A 17,756-nucleotide genomic window follows, 5' to 3' on the forward strand; every position below is an offset into this window, starting at 1 on the left:
CTCCTTAACGTCTCCGTCATACCCAAAACGTGCCTTTACCCCGCTTATTAAACCTACCCCGCCACAACTCTTCTGACCGGATTTAATGCTCTCCCTTAACGCGGCAGCTCCTTTCTGACGTACGTCCCCGTCTATCGCCCCTGCCGCCATAAATACAGGCAAGCCCTCCGTTATCAGCTCAAGGCCCGCCTTCCGGTTCCCTTTATATACCGCTATAATCTCCCGCCCTAATTGCTTTAAATACGCTTTCCCTTCGTCCTCGCTCCTTTCTAAACCCTCTTCCTCTAAAGCTGTATATTCCTTATACGCAGCACGCGTCCCCTCTTCACTCACTAAACCACCCCAAAAACTTTTTACCCACTCCTTCTCCTCTTCCGTCTTCGCTTCCATCAACCCACGCGCTAAAACCTCTTTCATCTCCTTTTCATACGCCAATTTAAACGCTTCATACGTCAGACCCTCTTGCCCGCTTTCAGAATCAAAGCCTTCACGCAATAACTTCACTACCCCTTTTACCTCCGCCACCTTGTCCGCTACCGCAAATTTGCCGTTGCGTACACGCGCGCGCTCTACCGCATGCTCTATACCATCAGATACCTGGGCGGAAATACGGGCTTTTTGTTGAGAAATGGAAGAGGCTGCCTCCGCGTAAGAGGGCACTAAGGAGGTGAATATTAATGTGGCGCTCAAAAGCAAAGACAGAAATTTCATCATAAAAATATTCTCCTACGGATATTCTGACAAACGAGAGGGCAAAAAAACAGGGCCAAAAGTCCTATATTTATAAGATTTTTGGCCCTATGTGGGATATATGAAAAAAGAGATTCTTCAGCTAAATTAAGAGGAGACCGGCGTCTGCAGCGGGTTTGTTCTGAAAATATGCTTTCCCGGGAAAAAGGGAAAAGCAGAACACGCCCCGCCTTGCAGGAAAGGCTCCCGCCCGGCAGGCATGTACGCAACCGAAACCCTTGTTTCTTGCAGTACATACACTATCTCCTTTTAATTGCTCCAACTATATTGTAGTAAACTTAAAAAGAGATACACAAGGGGCCAAAAGACCTAATTTTTTTCTGGGTCTTTTGAGCAGGAAGGAAGATTTTTTGCAGGGAATTTGACACGCAAAGCGCGGGCGGTTTCTTCGGACACATAACCCGGAATTTCCCTGCCGTAAGAAAAACTTTCACGCACGGCAGACGAGCTGACAAAACAGAACTTAGGATCTGCCGGAAGCCATACAAATTCTACAAAAGGAGCCAACAACCGGTTGGCGTAAGCGTAGGAGGCTTCTTCTTCCGCGTCCGCCACACCGCGCACACCGCGCACTACCACAGACAAGCCTTCTTGCGCCAAATAATCCACCAACAGCCCGCCGTAACCGGCAACGCTTACGCCTGGGATATCCGCTGTGTTTTTACGGATTAAATCCAGTCTTTCCTGCACAGAAAACAACGGTTTTTTATGCGGGCTGGACAAAACAACCACCCGCACCGTTCCAAACACGCGCGCCGCGCGGCGGATAATGTCCACATGTCCGTTGGTGATAGGATCAAACGAGCCGGCATATACCACAGGTTTCATATTACTAAATACGCTCCAAACATAAGGCCTCTCGCGGGGCTTTATATTATGGTATCATAATTTTATGAATAAAAACCCCTTTGCTGAAGAATTGTATTTAAGCCGCAGCCATCCGCACACACCGGACGTGCGGGACGAATATTTCCGGGACCAAACAAAAATTATTCATTCTCTTCCGTTTAGAAGATTAAAACATAAAACGCAAGTATTCTTTGCGCCGGACAATGACCATATCTGCACCCGTATAGAACACGTCCTGCATGTGGCTACTATTGCGGCCAGCATTTGCCGGGGGTTAAATAAAAGCGGCAATTGGGACTTAAACCAAGACTTGGCTTACGCCATCGGCCTTGGGCATGACATTGGACACGCGCCTTTTGGGCATGAAGGGGAACGGGCCATTGCCGCCTGTATAGCCCCCAAAACCTTTTTGCATGAAATTAACAGTTACCGCGTAGTGGAACACCTGGCCAACTGCGGGGAAGGGCTCAATTTAACTTTTGCCGTAAAAGACGGAATTATCTGCCACTGCGGGGAAGATTTCGCCACAACCCAGTTACGCCCGGCCGCAAAACCCAATGATTTGGAAAAAATTACCGGACGAAACCAAATGCCCTCCACCTACGAGGGCTGCATCGTGCGCCTGGCGGACAAAATCGCCTACTTGGGCCGGGATATTGAAGACGCCATCAAAGCAAAATTAATTACAAAAAAAGATATCCCCCAAGCCGTACAGCGGGAACTGGGCACGAATAACGGGGAAATTATCAGCACGCTTTCGCTGGATTTGATACATCACTCGGCAGATAAAGATTATATAGGCTTTTCCCCGGAGAAATTTGAACTGCTGTCCTGTCTGCGCACATTTAATTATGAGCATATTTACCACAACGCCCAAATGCGCCAACGCAAAGAAACCATAGACCGCCGCATAGCCGATTTATTTGACTATCTGCGCACTTTATTTGACCGCTACGGTTTTGATTTCCCCTCCTATGATAAAGAAGGAAAACAAACCGCGCATACCTTCGCCAATTATATACGCTCCATGCAACGTGTATACACGCAGCTAAGCCAGCGGGATGAAATTATTGTGGATTATATCGCCGGGATGACGGATTCCTACGCGCTTAGCGTAATGGAAGACGTTATTTTGCCCAACTCCATTAAATTCTTAGGGTAACACGCCGCGGATTTTATTTGCGCTTGTTCTTTTTAACCGGGCGGAGCAGTTTGGCAAAATCCTGCGGAAGAAGCGGCTTATGGAACAGATAACCTTGAGCCAAATCACACCCGATAGACTGTAAAAACTGCGCTTGTTCCGGCGTTTCCACGCCTTCCGCCACAATACGGCTGTTTAACCCTTTTATCATGCTGACCAAGCCCGATATAATAGCCCGCATGCGGCTGTTGCTCTCCTCACACATTAAAAATTCTTTATCCAGTTTAATACAGTCAAAATCCAAATTCTTTAATACGTTCAAAGAAGAGTACCCGGAGCCAAAATCATCCATAGCTACGGAAAATCCTTTCGCGTGCAAATCATCTACAAAACGCTTCATTACAACCGTATTGCCAAAAACCACGCTTTCGGTTAATTCCGCCTCCAACAAGCGGTGTTCCACGCCGTATTCGTCCGCCAAGCGGGAAAGTTCTTCCACAAAATTAGGTTCATCTAAATGCAAACGGGAAAAATTAATCCCCACAGGCACCACTTCCAGCCCAACCTCTTGCCATTGTTTAAGCAAAGAAAGGGTGCTCTTAAACATAAACCAGTCCAACTTTAAAATAAAGCCGTTTTTTTCAAAAACGGGAATAAAATGATCCGGCGCTATAAGCCCCTTTCCGGGTTGTTCCCAACGCACCAGCGCCTCGGCGCTTTCCACTTGGCCCGTTTCAAAATTGCATTTAGGCTGCAAATAGATTTTAAATTCTTCGTTTTGCAGAGCGTCTTCCATATGGCTTTCTATGTTTTTCTCCGCCACGATTCGGCGGCGGAACTCCTCGTCATAAAAAGCATACACGGCGCCGGCCCGCTGGCGGGCGGAAGACAGGGCCAGTTTGGCACGGTCCACCATGATATAAAAAGGAACGTCTTCATCCACCACATACACCCCGCAAGCAAGGGAAAGGGGCATACATTTCCCATCCGCCTGGCAAAAACGCCCGGCGCGCTGGGCGACATTGTCTAACCGAAGAGCCAGATCCGTACGGCCGGGGCAGGCAAGCAATAATAAAAACTCATCCGCGGAAGAACGGCAAAACAACTCTCCTTCCTGTAAGCCTTCCTGTAAAGCATGGGCCACTTGTTTTAAAATTTTATCCCCTTCTTCAAAACCGTAAATATCGTTAACGGCTTTAAAACGGTTGATGTTTACCACTACCAAAGCAAAAGGAACCCCTTTCTGTTTAAAACTTTCCACAGCCGCCGCGTATTTAAAGTGAAAAGCGTTTAAATTGTCCGCTTGAGTGAGCGCATCCACAAAACCCATTTGATACAAAGCCCGTCCGTTTTGGTGCTGCATACGCAAAATAAACACAATAAAAACAACCAATACCGCTATGACGGAAAAACAAATCAGCCACGCCATTACCATCAGTCCCAACGCTTTTTGCGCCACAAAGGCCGTAGGCAACACGGCAAAAGCATACCATTGGTTGAATTTTAACGGATAATATGAAGCAAACCGGTGTTCCCCATTAAAAGAATACCCGCTCAGCCCGTCCCCGCCGGCAGAAATATCTTCTTGTATTTTAGCGGAAGAAAACCCGCGGTCAAAAACAAAATCCTCCGCCATATCAAAAATATTGCCAAAAGAAGACTTGGGGGCGGATAAAACAATATCGCCCGATTTATCCATAATAATCCCGATACCGTTCCCTTGCCATAAATTAGCCGTCAGCGTCTGGCGGTAAAAAGAAGCGGAATGCGTGGCAAAAACAACGCCTGTTTCTTTCCCCTCTTTTAACGGAACGGCAAAAACCAAAATATCATCATTGTCAAACGGATCTGTACGGAGAGCCGACATATATCTTTTCTGTTCGTAAACGGTTTTTACCTCTTGGGGAGACAAAAACCACTTTATCTGTTCTCCGTTAGAAAACCAAGCGGTCCCGTCCGGCGCCTGATAACCGGTGGAATCAAACAAATTACGATTGTTTTGCCTTTCCAAATAGGATACCAGCCGGTCCTTATAATTTAACACGGCAGGGGTTTCTAAAGAAACGGAAATGGAAGAAAGTATTTGAAATTCCGCTTCCAATAAATAATTAAAATTTTCAGCCAGCTCCCGCCCGGCCGAAGCGATAGACTCCCTGGCATCTTGGGACAAACGACTAGTAACTTGCTGCCAAGCCAAAACGGACCCCGTAGCCACCAATACGGCGGCCACTAAAATAAAAACAAACGCCCGTTTAAAACCGCGCAAATTATAACTATTTTTACGTATACGGCCCAATTCTTTGTTTTCCATGATTATAGTCTAGCAAAAAAGTTCGCCCGTGATAAAAACAAAACCCCGGATAATTGGGTTATCCGGGGAGAGAGGCTATGAAAAAGTACAAGTTATAATAAAGAGAAGTTTTCGTCAAACAGGCGGGATACTTCTTTCATTCCAGGTTGGCGGGAAACACGGCGCACCGCCTGCGGAAGGGTTAATCCGCTTAAGTCTTTTGTCTTTTCTAAAATATCCTGTTTTTCATCTTGGGCCACTTCCGCCAGCAAGCCCCCTCTGGACAGTTTGGCCTGTATACGCTGCATGCGGGCAAACAAGCGGGTCTTGGGGAAATATTTTACAAAGATATCCGCTTTTCCGTAATTTAACTGGGCGCGCAGCGGAGTTTCCCGCAAATCGTTCTTTTGCTCCAGCAGCTGCTGGAAACGGGCTTCAAAATCTTGCGGATAGAAATGGCGCAAAGACCGCAACAGCGCTTTAAAAGTTTTCATATCCCGCGCCACATGCAACACGTTGTTGCCGTCTTTTCCGGTGTGAAGCAAATACTCCCCGTTGGGGGCAACTTGCTGCAGCCACGCCAAGCCGCGCACGTCTCCTTTCAGAGCCGCCGCAAACACCAGCGTATTGCCATAGGCGTCTTCTTTATTAAAATCAATCGTGGGGGAAAAGCGCAAGTTATTTACCAGCTGTTGTTGGGCAACCGGCTGTACACGCCACATTTTATGCAAAGAATTTTCCGGTTTGGCTTGTAAACCGGACGCGCAAAACAGAATAAATAAAAAACCTAGAATCTTTTTCATAACGGCCCCTTACTTTACAGTATAATTTCCCGATAGAGAACAACCAGGGCCCTTGGACCTATTTCATCGCCCTTTTGGGCCTATATAAAAATGGGACCCATAAAAAAACCCTCAGGTATCTCTGAGGGTTTTTAAATGGAGCGGGCGAAGAGAATCGAACTCTCGTCTCAACCTTGGCAAGGTCGCGTTCTACCATTGAACCACGCCCGCAAAATCTGTTCTTCTTGCAACAATACTATTATAACAAATTTTATTTTAAAAGTATAGGAGCTATTTTTTTAAGATAAGTGTTCTGCTGTACGGCCTTGCGCACCAACGGATTCTTCTTCATTTCCACCAAATAATGGTTGGAATTAATAATCTGGGCGGCTTCCTGGGGATGATCCCGGTAGTATTTGCCGGATTTGCTAATCAATAAAAACGCCATAAAACGGCTGTTGGCTATTGTATTTAACAATTTTTCGTCAGACAAAACCCGGCGCACCGTCCCGTCTTGGAAGAATTCATCCATGGCAGCTTGGTCTTCCACAAACAATTTAAGTTCTATGGGATCATTTAACAAGTTGGCGGCGTCCGGACGGGTGATAAAAGCTTTAATCATATCATCACGGTTAAGCAGATAAGGGAGAATGTCCGGGTCATCCACATTGGAACCAATATTCAGCGTCAGCGCCCAGGGCGCCGCGCCGATGGTCTCCAAATTCCCCTGGTTTAGCGTTTGCAAATTAAAACGGCTGATGATGGGGATAGTGGTTCCCAGGCCGATAACGGTGGCGCTGCGGTCCTGCCCCTCGCTCACTTGCACGTAACGGACCCCGGAGGATGGGTTAAAGTCCTTTTGTACGGATAAACCCTGTACGTTTTCCGGGTCTAAAGAGGCGGGAATATTCTCCGCTTTGTTTTTAGATGCCATCACAAAAATGAGAGACAAAAATAACACCCCAAGCGTAATACCCATCGCTATTAAGGGCAAAAAATCCAACCAAGTCTTAGGCCGCGCAGCCTCTTTGCGGCGGTTTTCCGCAAGCTCCGCCTGGCGGGCTTGTTCTTTGACTACTTTTTGCGGGGTACGCAAACGCTTTTTTATTTCCTCTAAATTCATATTCTCATTGTAACAAATCTAAGCAATAAATTCAGCCCGCATAATAGGTATAATAATATATATGAAATCACATACCGCATATTTGCATATAAACACGCCAAAGAGATACCAAATTGTTAATATTACCCCGCAAGTGGAAGAAGAATTAGCCAAAAGCGGTATTCAGGAAGGGTTTTGCCTGGTAAATTCTATGCATATCACTTCCAGCGTGTTTATTAATGACAATGAGTCCGGCCTGCACCAGGATTTTTTGCGTTGGACGGAAGAATTAGCCCCGTACGGAATAGATAAATACCAGCATAATTTGACCGGGGAAGACAACGGCGATGCCCACCTAAAGCGCACTTTGCTTGGGCGCGAGGTAGTGGTAGCCGTTACCAAAGGGCGGTTGGATTTTGGCCCCTGGGAAACCATTTTTTATGCAGAATTTGACGGACAGCGCGACAAACGCGTTCTTGTAAAAATTATCGGAGAATAATCATGAAAAAAACCATTTTTTACCACGATACGGACTGCGGAAACGTAGTTTACTACGCCAATTATTTGAAGTTTTTTGAGGAAGCCCGTACATTATATATGGCGGAAAAGGGCTTCAGCGTACCCGCCCTTATCCAACGCGGTTTGTACTTTGTGGTGGCCCGGCAGGAAGTGGAGTATAAATATTCCGTACGCTATGCGGACGTAATTGACGTAAGCACCCGCGTGTTGGAAGTGTCTGACATCAAAATCGTGTTTGAAAACATCATCACCAACCAAAACGGGCGTTTATGCACCAAAGGTAAAACCACTTTGGTATGTGTAGACAAAACCGGTATGCCCACCCCCATGGGGGCCGATGTAAAAGCGGCCATGGCTCCCGCGGCATAACGCAAAAACCATTTAAAAACCCCGGCTGTTAAGCCGGGGTTTTTTATTAAGCATTTCAACTGGCTAATTAGTAAAAAAGTTACGTAACGCAATGCGTATGTTGCGGGAGCGGCTTTCCGTTTCCGTTTGTTGGACGTCGTTTATTTTTTCAAACGCGATGCGGGCTTTTAACTGCGCCGCCAAATCCAGCGGGGTGCGTCCTTTCCCGTCTTTAAGAAAAACGCTGTACGGGTTTCCCTTAAGAAAGCTTTCCAATAATTCCAGCGCTTTGGGCGCATTGCCGGAGCACTGACGCACCAATATATGCAAAACCGTGTCCCCGGCTACGGTTTTACGGTTCAAATCCGCGTTTTTGGTGAAATACAAAAAAGCCACGTCATACCGCCGGGCGCGTACTTGATACATAATGGGCGTTTCGGAGCGCAAATCCCCGGCATTAATTAAAGCGGTTTTAAAAGCGCGGCGGTCAAAAACATCCGTCAAATCATCCGTCTCACGCCCGCGCAAAATGGCGTAGGTCTTCATCAGTTCCAAGGCCGTGTTGTAATCCCCGGCCAAGTGAAAGGCGTTGCGTTTGCGCCCGTCTTTAGCTTGAAAAATGCGCGTATCCGGCAACACTTGGGCCAATTTGGCAATTAACTCCACGTCCCGGTCTTGGCTGGCCGCCAATAATAAAGTTTGGTCATTTTCCCGGTAAGATAAAACACGGCGGACTGTTGCTTCCGCCGCCGGGCCTTGATGCAAAGACATAATTTCATGACGCAAACCCGCCAAGGTTTTAGGCCGCGGAGCCTGCGCCCACGCAGAAAAAGAGAAAAACAAAAACGACAAGAACAAAAAAATTGCCTTGGTATGTGTCATAAATCCTTCCATTTATGGGGCCCCGTACAAGCGGCTCCCCCTCATTTCCTTTATAACAAATCTTGGCAAAAAAACCAAGCCCCTGTTTGCAAGGAAAGCAAAAAATTGGATTTATCTATAAAAAATAAAGGTTTTTATCAGCTTGGCTTGTTAAAATGAACATGCCACAGGTATTCCGTGTTGCCGTGCGTTCCTTTGATAGGGCTTTCCATAAGGGCCATGGAGCGGGCGCCAAAGCGTTCTTTTAAATGTTCTTCAAAAAAACCTTGCACGCTGGCGATGGCCGCGCGGCGGTTTTCTTCCGTCTTTACAATACCATGAGGAACCTGCTTGGGGGAAAGCTCAAACTGTGGCTTAATTAAAAAAATAATATCCCCTTCCCGCGCCATGGCGTTAAACAAAGGCTCCATAATCATTTTTAAAGAAATAAAAGACACGTCCACCGCCGCAAACTGCGGGGCATTGGCAAACAAGTCCGGCGTCATATACCGGGCGTTGGTTTCCGGTTTAAAGTGGAAATTTTTATAGCGAAGCATCTCGCTGGCCAGCTGCCCTTTGCCTACATCCACCCCGTACACTTCTTTGGCTCCGGCCTGCAGCATGCAGTCCGAAAATCCGCCCGTGGCCACGCCTATATCCACGCATACTTTGTCTTTTACGCTTAGGTTCCACTCTTTCAGCGCGCCCGCCAGTTTAAGCCCCCCGCGGGAAACATACGGACAGCTTTTTTCTTTCACGCTAAGTACGTCCTCAGACAAGACGGAGCGGTCCGCGCGGGTGTCCACCTGCCCGTTTACCAAAATTTCACCGGCCATAATGCTGGCTTGCGCGCGGGTGCGGCTGGGGAAAAAGCCCTGTTCCACCAAGGCCATATCCAAACGGAGTTTTTTACTCGGCATCGTCGTCTGCTTCCTGCGCGTCAAACGGGGTTAAGGAGAGGCTTTCTCCCTGGCGCTTTAACGCGTTTACTTTAAATTTTACGTCTTCCAGCTTGGCGCTAAGCGCTTGGGAAAGCGCCATACCCTCTTCAAATAATTTTACGGAAGCGTCCAAATCCGTCTGTTCCGCTTCTAGGGCGGAAACAATTTCTTCCAAACGAACAAGCTGTGCTTCAAACGTTTTTTTAGTAGTCATGCGGTCCTCACTTTACTTCGGCGCGGATAGTGCCGTCCTGCACTTGAATAAAAAGGGTTTCCTTTTCCGCGGTTTGTAACATGCGGCTGATAATTTGCCCCCGCGCGTTGCGCGTAATGCTGTACCCCCGTTTCAGCACCGCCTGTGGGTTTAGCGCGCTTAATTTATGGCGGGCGGCCTCCAAGCGGTTAAAATAGTTTTGCACGGCCTGCTGCATGTGTTCTTGCAGGGAAAGGGTTAGCTCGTCCACGCGCTGTTCTTTTTCCCGCGTTAAGACGGACGGATCCAAAAACACCCGGTTATTCACGGCGGCTTCCAACCGGCGGGCGGCGCGCTCATACAAAACAGACACAGCTTGGGCCAAACGTTTGGCCAGCTGGGATACTTTTTCCCGCGTGTTTTGCGCGTTTTGCACCACCAGCTCCGCCGCCGCGGACGGAGTGGGGGCGCGCAAATCGGCCACGAAATCGGCGATGGTAAAGTCCACCTCGTGCCCTACGCAGGAAATCACCGGTACCCGGCTGGCGGCAATGGCTCGGGCGACGGGCTCCTCATTAAACGCCCATAAATCTTCCATACTGCCGCCGCCGCGGCCCACCAGCATAACGTCTATGGCGGGTTTTAACTGGTTTAAATCTTTAATGGCCTGCACGATTTGCGGGGCGGCCTCGTCCCCCTGCACCAAAACGGGCGCAATAATCACATCCAGGTTGGGGTTGCGGCGGCGGAGAACGGATAAAATATCCCGCACCGCCGCACCGGTGGGAGAGGTAACCACTCCTATGCGTTTGGGATAGGCGGGAATGGGTTTCTTGCGGGCCTCGTCAAACAGCCCTTCCAGTTGGAGTTTCTTTTTGAGTTTTTCAAATTCCAAAAACAATTTGCCCTGGGAAAGAGGCTCCACCGATTTCACCACAATCTGATACCGCCCCTGTTTGGCGTAACAGCTTACGTCCCCCATTACCCGCACGTTTAAACCGTCTTCCAGCATTTGGGCAAAACGCCAGCCGTATCCCTTAAACAGCACGGCGGCCAGCACGCCGTTTTTGTCTTTTAAATCAAAATAAATATGCCCGCTGGCGGCCTCGCGCAGGTTAGAAACTTCCCCCTCCACAAAAATGCCGGCAAATACGCCCTCCAGCATTTGTTTGATAACGCCGTTTAGTTCCGACACGGAAAATACCTGCCCGCAAAAAGGTCTTTCGGGTTCCATTTATTCCTCTTTCATTTTTTTAAGGCGTTGGGCCAAGGCGGATTCTTTGCCCAGTTCCCCGGGGTGGTAAAACTGCAGCGGGCTGGGCATGTACTGCTGTTTCACATAATGGTTGGGAAAATCATGCGCGTATTTATACCCGCGGTTTTTTCCGCCGGAGCGCAAATGGTCCGGCACCGGGCGGTAGCGGCCTTCGCGCACTTCGGCCAGGGCGGAATTAATGGCATTGTAGGCGGAATTACTTTTGGGGCAGCAGGCAATATAAATAGCCGCGTGCGCCAGCGGAATGCGTACTTCCGGCATGCCCAGCACTTCGGCGGCTTTAAAGGCGGCCTCGGCAATCATAATGGCGGCGGGCTCGGCCAGGCCCACGTCTTCACTGGCGCAAATTAAAATGCGCCGGGCGATAAAGCGCGGGTCTTCCCCGCTTTCCAACATGCGCGCCAGCCAGTAGACGGCCGCGTCCGGATCGGACCCGCGCATGGATTTTATAAAAGCGGAAATAATATCGTAATGCTCATCGCCTTTTTTATCATAATTTAAGTGGCGTTTTTGAATGCACTCTTTGGCGATATCCAAATCAATTTGTTTAATGCCCCGCGCGTCCGGCTCGGTGGTCAGTACGGCTATCTCAAACGCGTTAAGCATTTTGCGCCCGTCCCCGTTGGATTGGGTAATGAAATAATCGGTTGCGTCATCGGTAAGGGCGGCGCCTTCTTTTTTGGCGGCGCGGAAGAGAATTTGCCGCAAATCGCCCGGCCCCAGCGGCTTAAACTCAAACACGCTAAAGCGGGAAAGAAGCGCCGTGTTGATGTAAAAATAAGGGTTTTCCGTAGTAATGCCAATTAAGATAATGTCCCCGCGTTCCACGGAAGGGAGCAGCACGTCCTGCTGGGTTTTGTTAAAGTGGTGAATTTCGTCCAAAATCACTAAGGTGCGGCGTTCTTCAAAACCCGGGTTGCGCATGCGTTCTTTGGCTTCGGTCAATACTTTTTTTAAATCCGCCACGCCGGCGGCCGCGGCGTTAAGTTCCACCGTTACCGCGTGCGTACGCGAGGCGATATAGCGCGCCGTAGCCGTTTTGCCGCAGCCGGGCGGGCCGAAAAACACGGCGGATTTAATGGTGTCCGTTTCCAGCAAACGCCGCAGCATTTTGCCTTTGCCCAACAAATGCGGCTGACCGGCAAAATCCTCTAACGTTTTGGGTGCCTGGCGCGCGGCCAGAGGTATTAAATTTTCATCATCCGCCATAATTTTCCTTACTGCAGAGAAGATTTTAATTTAGCGATTAAGCCGTCCACCCGGGTTTCTTCTTCCTTGCGCCGGCCGCCTTCGTTTTCCCCCTGCACATAGGCTTGGGCGGCAAAATAAAGAGCCGCCAGCAAAGCCTGTTTGAGGGTGTCAATTTCCCCGTTTTCACGGATTTCGGCCATTTTTTTGTCCACTTCTGCCGCCAGGTTGGTAATTTCCACCCCGCCCAAACCTTGTATTTCCACATCCAGCGGGATTTTGCGTATTTCCACTTGTATAATATCTTTTGCCATATTTGTATTGTACCTTTTTAACGCCGCCAAGCAAGCCCGCAAAACAGGCTAAAAAAGGGGAGCCGCGCCCCCCTTTAAAACCTACCCGGGAAGAAAAACGTCACACAATTTCGTTGCGCTTCTCTTGGGCTTTTTGGATTTCCTTATCCAAGCGGGCGGCTAAACGTTTCAGCACCGTTTGGGTGTTGCGCTTCCACTCCCGCAAGGTTTTTAGCTCGCTTTCCGTTTCACGCAACTTGGCGGAGGCTTCTTCCAGCTGGCGTATGCGCTGGCGCAGGGCGGCGTTTTGGGCTTCGGCCTCTTTGCGCCGCGCCATTACCTGTGAAACCAGCAGTTCCAGCTGTTTGAGTTTTTCCTGCATAAATTACCTTAAGCTGGCGCCCAGTTTGGCGCCCAATTCCGCCACTATTTTATTAAAAGCGGCGTCCGTTTCCGCGTCTTTCAGCGTGCGCTGCGGGTGGGAAAACGCCAGGCTAAACGTCATGCTCTTTTTGCCGGCAGGGAGGTGTTCCCCTTGGTACAAGTCAATCAGTTCATAGCTCATTTTCACGTCCAGCCCGGTTTGGCCCAATACGCTTTCCACCTTGGCGTAGGGGACGTTTTCATCCAGCACGACGGATAAATCCCGCAAAGACGGCGGGAATACGGCCGGCGCCGTCATGGGTTTAAAATCCTGCGCGCAGAAAGCTTTTTCCAGCGCTTTGCAGGAGAATTCAAACCCCCACACGTCCTGCCCTTTTACGCCAAAAGTCTTTAGCGTAAGCGGGTGGAATTTGCCCAGCACGCCTATTTTTTTGCCGCCGTCCAAAATATCCATAGAGATTTTGGGGTGCATATACACCGGCGCCTGGGCGCTGGGGACCAGCTTTACCGCCGTACCCAACAAGTTTTGCACCACGCCTTTTACAAAGTAAAAATCCGGCTTAGCCAGCCCGCCCGCAAAGAAAGGCCGGGTTTGCAAATGGCCCGTAAGCACGCCGGCTACGGTATAATTTTCACCGGGGTAATTTTTAAACAAGGCAAATGTTTTGGTGGCTTCAAAAAACGCCAAATCATGCTGGCCGTGCTTTTGGTTAAATTCAATATTCTTTAACAAAGAAGGCAGCAGCGTGGGGCGTAAATAATCCCACCCCAGGGCCATGGCGTTTTTAATGTGTATGCAATGTTTGGGCTCAAAACCAAAAGCTTTTAATTCTTTCTCACCCAAAAAATCAATGTTTTTGCATTCATAGAAGCCCATGCCGATAAGCTCCGCACTCATCTTTTTGGTTAAATCAATGCCTTTGGGGTTATCGGCAAATACCACGGTGGCTTTGCTGGGGGCCAGCGGGATATTGTCATACCCGGCAAAGCGGGCGGCTTCTTCGGCCAGGTCCCAGCGGGTGGTTAAATCGCGCCGGTAGGTGGGGGCGCGGAAAGTCCACTTGTCCGCCCCGGCGTTAAATTCAAGCGCCAAGCGGGAGAAAATGCCTTTTAGCGTTTCCTCATCCAACCGGGTGCCTAAAATACCGTTAATTTGGGCCGGGGTAAATTCCACCACCGGGTTTTGGTATACCGTGGGATAAGCGTCGGCCAGTTCGCTGGGGGTGCCGCCGCAAATATCGCAAATCAGCTGGGTGGCGCGGCGCATGGCCAGCATGGCGCCTTCTATATCCGTGCCGCGTTCAAAACGCTGGGAAGAATCCGAAGAGACGCCAAAGCGTTTAACCGTTTTGTTAATGGTGGGCGCGTCAAAATAAGCGGCTTCCACAAATACGTCTTGCGTGTCTTCTTTAATACCGGAATTGAGGCCGCCCATCACCCCGGCTAAAGCCGTGGCTTTTTTGTCATCGGCAATGACTAAAGAGTCTTCCGCCAGTTCCAATTCCCGCCCGTCCAAAATGGTAAATTTCTCACCGGGCTTGGCAAAGCGCACCACCACATTATCGCCCTCCACTTCCGTGCGGTCAAACGCGTGCAGCGGGTGGCCCAGCTCAAACATCACGTAATTGGTGATATCCACCAAAGCGTTTTTGGGGTTGAGCCCCATGGCGCTGAGGCGCTCTTGTATAAACTCAGGCGAAGCCGTGTTTTTTACCCCGCGTATCACGCGGCCGATATAGCGCGGGCAGCCCTGCGGGGCTTGAATGTCAATATGCAAAGAGGCCCCTTGGGTTTTTACTTCCGGTATTTGGGGAAGCTTGACGGGTTTGTTTAATAAAACGCCCAGTTCCCGCGCTACCCCTAAATGGGAAAGCAAATCCGGCCGGTTGGAAGTGATTTCCAAATCAAACACCGTGTCTTTTTTGCCGTACAGGGTGGAAACGTCCGTCCCCAGCGGAATATTTTCATCCAACACCAAAATACCGTGGGCGCGGGTGCGGGTAAGGCCCAGCTCATCGGAAGAACAAATCATCCCTTCCGAAGCAACCCCGCGGATAACCGCCGCTTTCAACACCGTCTGCCCCAGGCGCGCGCCTACATGGGCCAGCGGCACCTTCTGCCCCACCGCCACATTGGGCGCGCCGCATACCACACGCTGGGTTTTGCCGCCGCCTAAATCCAAATCCACCAAGTGGAGGTGGTCTGAATTAGGATGGTCCTCTATATGGGTAATTTGGGCCACGTAAACGCCTTCAAAATCGGCCCCGGTGGTTTCTACTGAGGCTACTTCTATGCCCAAGTGAACAAAGTTCTGCACCATTTCCTCAGGCGTTAAATCCAAATCAATAAAATCTTTTAACCAAGAATACAGTATTTTCATTTTGCAAAGTCCTTAAAATTGGGAAAGCACGCGCACGTCGTTTTCATAAAACGTGCGGATGTCATTAATATTCATCATCATCATGGCCAGGCGTTCCACCCCTACGCCAAACGCGTAACCGCTGTATACTTCGGGGTCAATGCCGCAGTTTTTAAGCACATTGGGGTGCACCACGCCGGAACCCAGCATTTCAATCCAGCCGCTGCCTTTGCAAACCGGGCAGCCTTTGCCTTGGCAGAATACGCATTTTACGTCCACCTCCGCGCTGGGTTCCGTAAACGGGAAGAAAGACGGGCGGAAACGTATTTGCGCTTTATTGCCAAAAAGCCCCTGCATAAAAGCGGTTAAATCTTGCTTTAAATTCGCCATGCTGACGTGTTTATCCACATACAAGCCTTCTATTTGGTGAAAAACGGGGCTGTGGGTAGCGTCTAAACTGTCATTGCGAAACACGCGCCCCGGCGCCATAATGCGTATAGGGGGTTGGTGTTTTTCCATATACCGGCTTTGCACGTTGGAAGTATGCGTGCGAAGCACCATGGAAAGCATTCCCGTATCGGCAAAAAACGTATCCTGCGCGTCCCGCGCCGGGTGGTGTTTGGGAATATTAAGCATATCAAAGTTATGCTTTTCATCTTCCACCCAAGGGCCTTCCGCCCATTCAAACCCCAAGCGGGAAAGAATGGTGGTCATGCGGTCCATCGCCACGGAAAGCGGGTGCCGGTGCCCTTTGGCAACGGGAAAGGCGGGGAGGGTTAAGTCTAAATTGGTTTTATTTAATTCATCATTAATTTGCTTGGCGGCAAAAAAAGCGGTTTTTTCATCCAGCGCGGCCGTTAAAGACGCCTTGAGGGCATTGCCCAGCGGGCCGGCGGTTTTTTTGTCTTCAATAGAAAAATCTTTTAAGCCTTTTAAAAGTTCCGTCAGCGCGCCTTTGCGCCCCAGGGCGGCAACGCGCAGCTCTTCCACGGCGGGCAAATCCGCCGCCGCGGCAATTTTGGTTTTATATTCCTGCTCTATGGCAGAGCAAGCGGTTTTGAATTCTGTAATAGTCATAAATATATTATAGTATTTTACACGTTATATAGGAAATTTAAGCTTTTTTAAACTTTTTTTGCGCCATCATGTTAATTTTAGATAAAAAAACGGGCATGCGCCCGTTTGCCTTTTTTCCCGTGAGGCTTGGGGTTAACCGTTAAAGCGGCTCATCGTTTTTTCCAGCCCATTGGCAAGCCAGCTTTCCACCGCGTCCGCCGCTTTGCAAAGCGCCGGTGAGAGTACGTCCATATCCGCCCGGGAAAAGCGCGACAGCACAAAAGCCGCCGTATCAAAAGCCGCAGGCTTGGGCCCAATACCTACCCGCAGGCGGGCGATATTTTGGGTACCCATTAGCTCAATGATGTTTTTCATTCCCTTTTGCCCGCCGGCCGAACCGGACGCGCGCATGCGGATATGCCCCAAATCAAGCGATAAATCATCAAAACACACCAGCATGTTTTGGGCCGGAACTTTAAAAAACCGGGCCAGACTAGACACCATCCGGCCCGATTCATTCATATAAGTAAGCGGTTTGGCAAACAAAACGTCTTTGCCTTGCAAACATACTTTGGCATATTCTCCCAGGTTTTGCCAGGCTTTGCAGTCCGCCCCGTGGCGGCGGATTAATTCATCCAGCACCATAAACCCGGCATTATGCCTGGTTTGCTGGTACTCTGCCCCGGGGTTGCCCAGCCCGGCAACCAGGAAGAGTTCCGCCATGTTATTTCTTCGCTTCGGCGTTTTTGGTCAGGTTGCCGTCCTCGTCTTTTTTGCCCTTGGTGGAAGAGCTTTCCGGCTCAGCGGCGGCATCAGCAGCCGGGGCGGCGGCAGGGGCTTCTTCCTCTTTCGGAATCATTAAGTGAGCCACAGGGGCTTGCGGATCGGTTACCAATTCTACGCCTTTGGGCAGTTTAATATCGCCCGCGACAATCCCTTTGTTGATAGTCATGGGGGTCATATCCACTTCAATTTCATGCGGAATGGCGCTTACCAAGGCTTTGACTTCTATTTCGCGCAAAATGTGTTCCACCAAAGCGCCGTAGCTTTTCACGTCGGCGGCTTCGCCAATCAATTTAACCGGCACAACAACGTTCATCTTGTCGGTCAAGGATACGCGCTGGAAATCAATATGAATAGGGGTGTCTTTCACCACGTGGTATTGAATTTCTTTTACCAATACTTGTTCTTTGCCGTTAGGCAAGGCAACTTCTACAATGGTGTTTTTACCGGCTTTAATGATTTTTTCCACATCTTTCAAGCTTACGGTAATGCTAATAGGTTCTTTATGGCTGCCATAAATGACGCCGGGTACATTCTTTTCCGCCCGGATTTTAGATAAAGCACCTTTTACGCCGATGCCTTCTCTTAAAGAGGCGGTTACATTCAATTCTTCCATTTTTATTTCTCCTGTATTTCCACTA

The 17,756-nt window shown here is 49.4% G+C and carries 19 protein-coding genes and 1 tRNA gene; 3 read left to right on the forward strand and 17 right to left on the reverse strand.

Features of this window, described 5'->3' with window-relative positions; translation table 11 throughout:
* Both ACQY33_RS01235 and coaD read right to left on the reverse strand, forming a co-directional pair.
* The coding region (locus ACQY33_RS01235) for a hypothetical protein (protein WP_428073337.1) at positions 1-714 on the reverse strand (714 nt) is incomplete at its 3' end.
* A gap of 345 nt (positions 715-1,059) precedes the next feature.
* Positions 1,060-1,578: a pantetheine-phosphate adenylyltransferase gene (coaD, locus tag ACQY33_RS01240; protein ID WP_428073338.1), complete on the reverse strand. Its 519-nt coding sequence runs from the start codon at positions 1,576-1,578 to the stop codon at positions 1,060-1,062.
* Between the two features lie 64 nt (positions 1,579-1,642).
* On the opposite strand from coaD, the gene ACQY33_RS01245 reads away from it, so the two are divergent.
* Positions 1,643-2,761, forward strand: a complete 1,119-nt coding sequence (locus ACQY33_RS01245) for a deoxyguanosinetriphosphate triphosphohydrolase family protein (RefSeq protein ID WP_428073339.1) — start codon at positions 1,643-1,645, stop codon at positions 2,759-2,761.
* A gap of 13 nt (positions 2,762-2,774) precedes the next feature.
* On the opposite strand, the gene ACQY33_RS01250 is transcribed toward ACQY33_RS01245, so the two are convergent.
* From ACQY33_RS01250 to ACQY33_RS01265, 4 genes are all read right to left on the reverse strand, one after another.
* Positions 2,775-5,051 carry a bifunctional diguanylate cyclase/phosphodiesterase gene (locus ACQY33_RS01250; RefSeq protein ID WP_428073340.1) on the reverse strand — a complete coding sequence of 759 codons (2,277 nt, stop codon included), beginning with the start codon at positions 5,049-5,051 and terminating at the stop codon, positions 2,775-2,777.
* 92 nt (positions 5,052-5,143) lie between these two features.
* Positions 5,144-5,833 (reverse strand): hypothetical protein, encoded by a 690-nt coding sequence (locus ACQY33_RS01255; protein ID WP_428073341.1) that lies wholly within the window; start codon positions 5,831-5,833, stop codon positions 5,144-5,146.
* Between the two features lie 136 nt (positions 5,834-5,969).
* Positions 5,970-6,043 (reverse strand) — tRNA-Gly (locus ACQY33_RS01260).
* Between the two features lie 40 nt (positions 6,044-6,083).
* Positions 6,084-6,935, reverse strand: coding sequence for a hypothetical protein (locus tag ACQY33_RS01265; protein WP_428073342.1), 852 nt, complete (start codon positions 6,933-6,935; stop codon positions 6,084-6,086).
* A 61-nt stretch (positions 6,936-6,996) separates the two neighbouring features.
* Here ACQY33_RS01265 and ACQY33_RS01270 point away from each other — a divergent pair, with 61 nt between their 5' ends.
* Positions 6,997-7,413, forward strand: coding sequence for a secondary thiamine-phosphate synthase enzyme YjbQ (locus tag ACQY33_RS01270; RefSeq protein WP_428073343.1), 417 nt, complete (start codon positions 6,997-6,999; stop codon positions 7,411-7,413).
* 2 nt (positions 7,414-7,415) lie between these two features.
* Complete coding sequence (locus tag ACQY33_RS01275; protein WP_428073344.1) at positions 7,416-7,802, forward strand: acyl-CoA thioesterase; 387 nt, start codon at positions 7,416-7,418, stop codon at positions 7,800-7,802.
* A 63-nt stretch (positions 7,803-7,865) separates the two neighbouring features.
* Here ACQY33_RS01275 and ACQY33_RS01280 read toward each other — a convergent pair whose 3' ends face one another.
* The 11 genes from ACQY33_RS01280 to ACQY33_RS01330 all read right to left on the reverse strand — a co-directional run bounded on the left by ACQY33_RS01280 (position 7,866) and on the right by ACQY33_RS01330 (position 17,731).
* Positions 7,866-8,663: a hypothetical protein gene (locus ACQY33_RS01280; RefSeq protein ID WP_428073345.1), complete on the reverse strand. Its 798-nt coding sequence runs from the start codon at positions 8,661-8,663 to the stop codon at positions 7,866-7,868.
* Between the two features lie 137 nt (positions 8,664-8,800).
* Complete coding sequence (locus tag ACQY33_RS01285) at positions 8,801-9,562, reverse strand: TlyA family RNA methyltransferase (RefSeq protein ID WP_428073346.1); 762 nt, start codon at positions 9,560-9,562, stop codon at positions 8,801-8,803.
* Positions 9,552-9,797, reverse strand: a complete 246-nt coding sequence (gene xseB / locus ACQY33_RS01290; protein WP_428073347.1) for an exodeoxyribonuclease VII small subunit — start codon at positions 9,795-9,797, stop codon at positions 9,552-9,554. The genes ACQY33_RS01285 and xseB overlap by 11 nt, the downstream gene beginning before the upstream one ends.
* 7 nt (positions 9,798-9,804) lie before the next feature.
* On the reverse strand, positions 9,805-11,010 hold the full coding sequence (xseA, locus tag ACQY33_RS01295) for an exodeoxyribonuclease VII large subunit (RefSeq protein ID WP_428073348.1): 1,206 nt from the start codon (positions 11,008-11,010) through the stop codon (positions 9,805-9,807).
* Positions 11,011-12,261, reverse strand: coding sequence for a replication-associated recombination protein A (locus ACQY33_RS01300; RefSeq protein ID WP_428073349.1), 1,251 nt, complete (start codon positions 12,259-12,261; stop codon positions 11,011-11,013). It lies immediately after the preceding gene.
* A gap of 8 nt (positions 12,262-12,269) precedes the next feature.
* Positions 12,270-12,554: a cell division protein ZapA gene (gene zapA, locus ACQY33_RS01305; protein WP_428073350.1), complete on the reverse strand. Its 285-nt coding sequence runs from the start codon at positions 12,552-12,554 to the stop codon at positions 12,270-12,272.
* A gap of 100 nt (positions 12,555-12,654) precedes the next feature.
* Positions 12,655-12,915 (reverse strand): hypothetical protein, encoded by a 261-nt coding sequence (locus ACQY33_RS01310; RefSeq protein ID WP_428073351.1) that lies wholly within the window; start codon positions 12,913-12,915, stop codon positions 12,655-12,657.
* Between the two features lie 3 nt (positions 12,916-12,918).
* On the reverse strand, positions 12,919-15,297 hold the full coding sequence (gene pheT, locus ACQY33_RS01315; protein WP_428073352.1) for a phenylalanine--tRNA ligase subunit beta: 2,379 nt from the start codon (positions 15,295-15,297) through the stop codon (positions 12,919-12,921).
* 12 nt (positions 15,298-15,309) lie between these two features.
* Complete coding sequence (pheS, locus tag ACQY33_RS01320; RefSeq protein ID WP_428073353.1) at positions 15,310-16,353, reverse strand: phenylalanine--tRNA ligase subunit alpha; 1,044 nt, start codon at positions 16,351-16,353, stop codon at positions 15,310-15,312.
* Between the two features lie 132 nt (positions 16,354-16,485).
* On the reverse strand, positions 16,486-17,055 hold the full coding sequence (gene pth / locus ACQY33_RS01325; protein ID WP_428073354.1) for an aminoacyl-tRNA hydrolase: 570 nt from the start codon (positions 17,053-17,055) through the stop codon (positions 16,486-16,488).
* A 1-nt stretch (position 17,056) separates the two neighbouring features.
* Positions 17,057-17,731 carry a 50S ribosomal protein L25 gene (locus tag ACQY33_RS01330; RefSeq protein ID WP_428073355.1) on the reverse strand — a complete coding sequence of 225 codons (675 nt, stop codon included), beginning with the start codon at positions 17,729-17,731 and terminating at the stop codon, positions 17,057-17,059.
* Between the last annotated feature and the right edge of the window lie 25 nt (positions 17,732-17,756).

Source organism: Candidatus Avelusimicrobium aviculae, assembly GCF_949292495.1.
In the GTDB taxonomy this organism is placed as follows: domain Bacteria; phylum Elusimicrobiota; class Elusimicrobia; order Elusimicrobiales; family Elusimicrobiaceae; genus Avelusimicrobium; species Avelusimicrobium aviculae.

Coding starts and splice junctions, on each gene's coding strand:
- coaD (WP_428073338.1), bottom strand. CDS start 1,578: ATGAAACCTGTGGTATATGCCGGCTCGTTTGATCCTATCACCAACGGA.
- ACQY33_RS01245 (WP_428073339.1), top strand. CDS start 1,643: ATGAATAAAAACCCCTTTGCTGAAGAATTGTATTTAAGCCGCAGCCAT.
- ACQY33_RS01250 (WP_428073340.1), bottom strand. CDS start 5,051: ATGGAAAACAAAGAATTGGGCCGTATACGTAAAAATAGTTATAATTTG.
- ACQY33_RS01255 (WP_428073341.1), bottom strand. CDS start 5,833: ATGAAAAAGATTCTAGGTTTTTTATTTATTCTGTTTTGCGCGTCCGGT.
- ACQY33_RS01265 (WP_428073342.1), bottom strand. CDS start 6,935: ATGAATTTAGAGGAAATAAAAAAGCGTTTGCGTACCCCGCAAAAAGTA.
- ACQY33_RS01270 (WP_428073343.1), top strand. CDS start 6,997: ATGAAATCACATACCGCATATTTGCATATAAACACGCCAAAGAGATAC.
- ACQY33_RS01275 (WP_428073344.1), top strand. CDS start 7,416: ATGAAAAAAACCATTTTTTACCACGATACGGACTGCGGAAACGTAGTT.
- ACQY33_RS01280 (WP_428073345.1), bottom strand. CDS start 8,663: ATGACACATACCAAGGCAATTTTTTTGTTCTTGTCGTTTTTGTTTTTC.
- ACQY33_RS01285 (WP_428073346.1), bottom strand. CDS start 9,562: ATGCCGAGTAAAAAACTCCGTTTGGATATGGCCTTGGTGGAACAGGGC.
- xseB (WP_428073347.1), bottom strand. CDS start 9,797: ATGACTACTAAAAAAACGTTTGAAGCACAGCTTGTTCGTTTGGAAGAA.
- xseA (WP_428073348.1), bottom strand. CDS start 11,010: ATGGAACCCGAAAGACCTTTTTGCGGGCAGGTATTTTCCGTGTCGGAA.
- ACQY33_RS01300 (WP_428073349.1), bottom strand. CDS start 12,261: ATGGCGGATGATGAAAATTTAATACCTCTGGCCGCGCGCCAGGCACCC.
- zapA (WP_428073350.1), bottom strand. CDS start 12,554: ATGGCAAAAGATATTATACAAGTGGAAATACGCAAAATCCCGCTGGAT.
- ACQY33_RS01310 (WP_428073351.1), bottom strand. CDS start 12,915: ATGCAGGAAAAACTCAAACAGCTGGAACTGCTGGTTTCACAGGTAATG.
- pheT (WP_428073352.1), bottom strand. CDS start 15,297: ATGAAAATACTGTATTCTTGGTTAAAAGATTTTATTGATTTGGATTTA.
- pheS (WP_428073353.1), bottom strand. CDS start 16,353: ATGACTATTACAGAATTCAAAACCGCTTGCTCTGCCATAGAGCAGGAA.
- pth (WP_428073354.1), bottom strand. CDS start 17,055: ATGGCGGAACTCTTCCTGGTTGCCGGGCTGGGCAACCCCGGGGCAGAG.
- ACQY33_RS01330 (WP_428073355.1), bottom strand. CDS start 17,731: ATGGAAGAATTGAATGTAACCGCCTCTTTAAGAGAAGGCATCGGCGTA.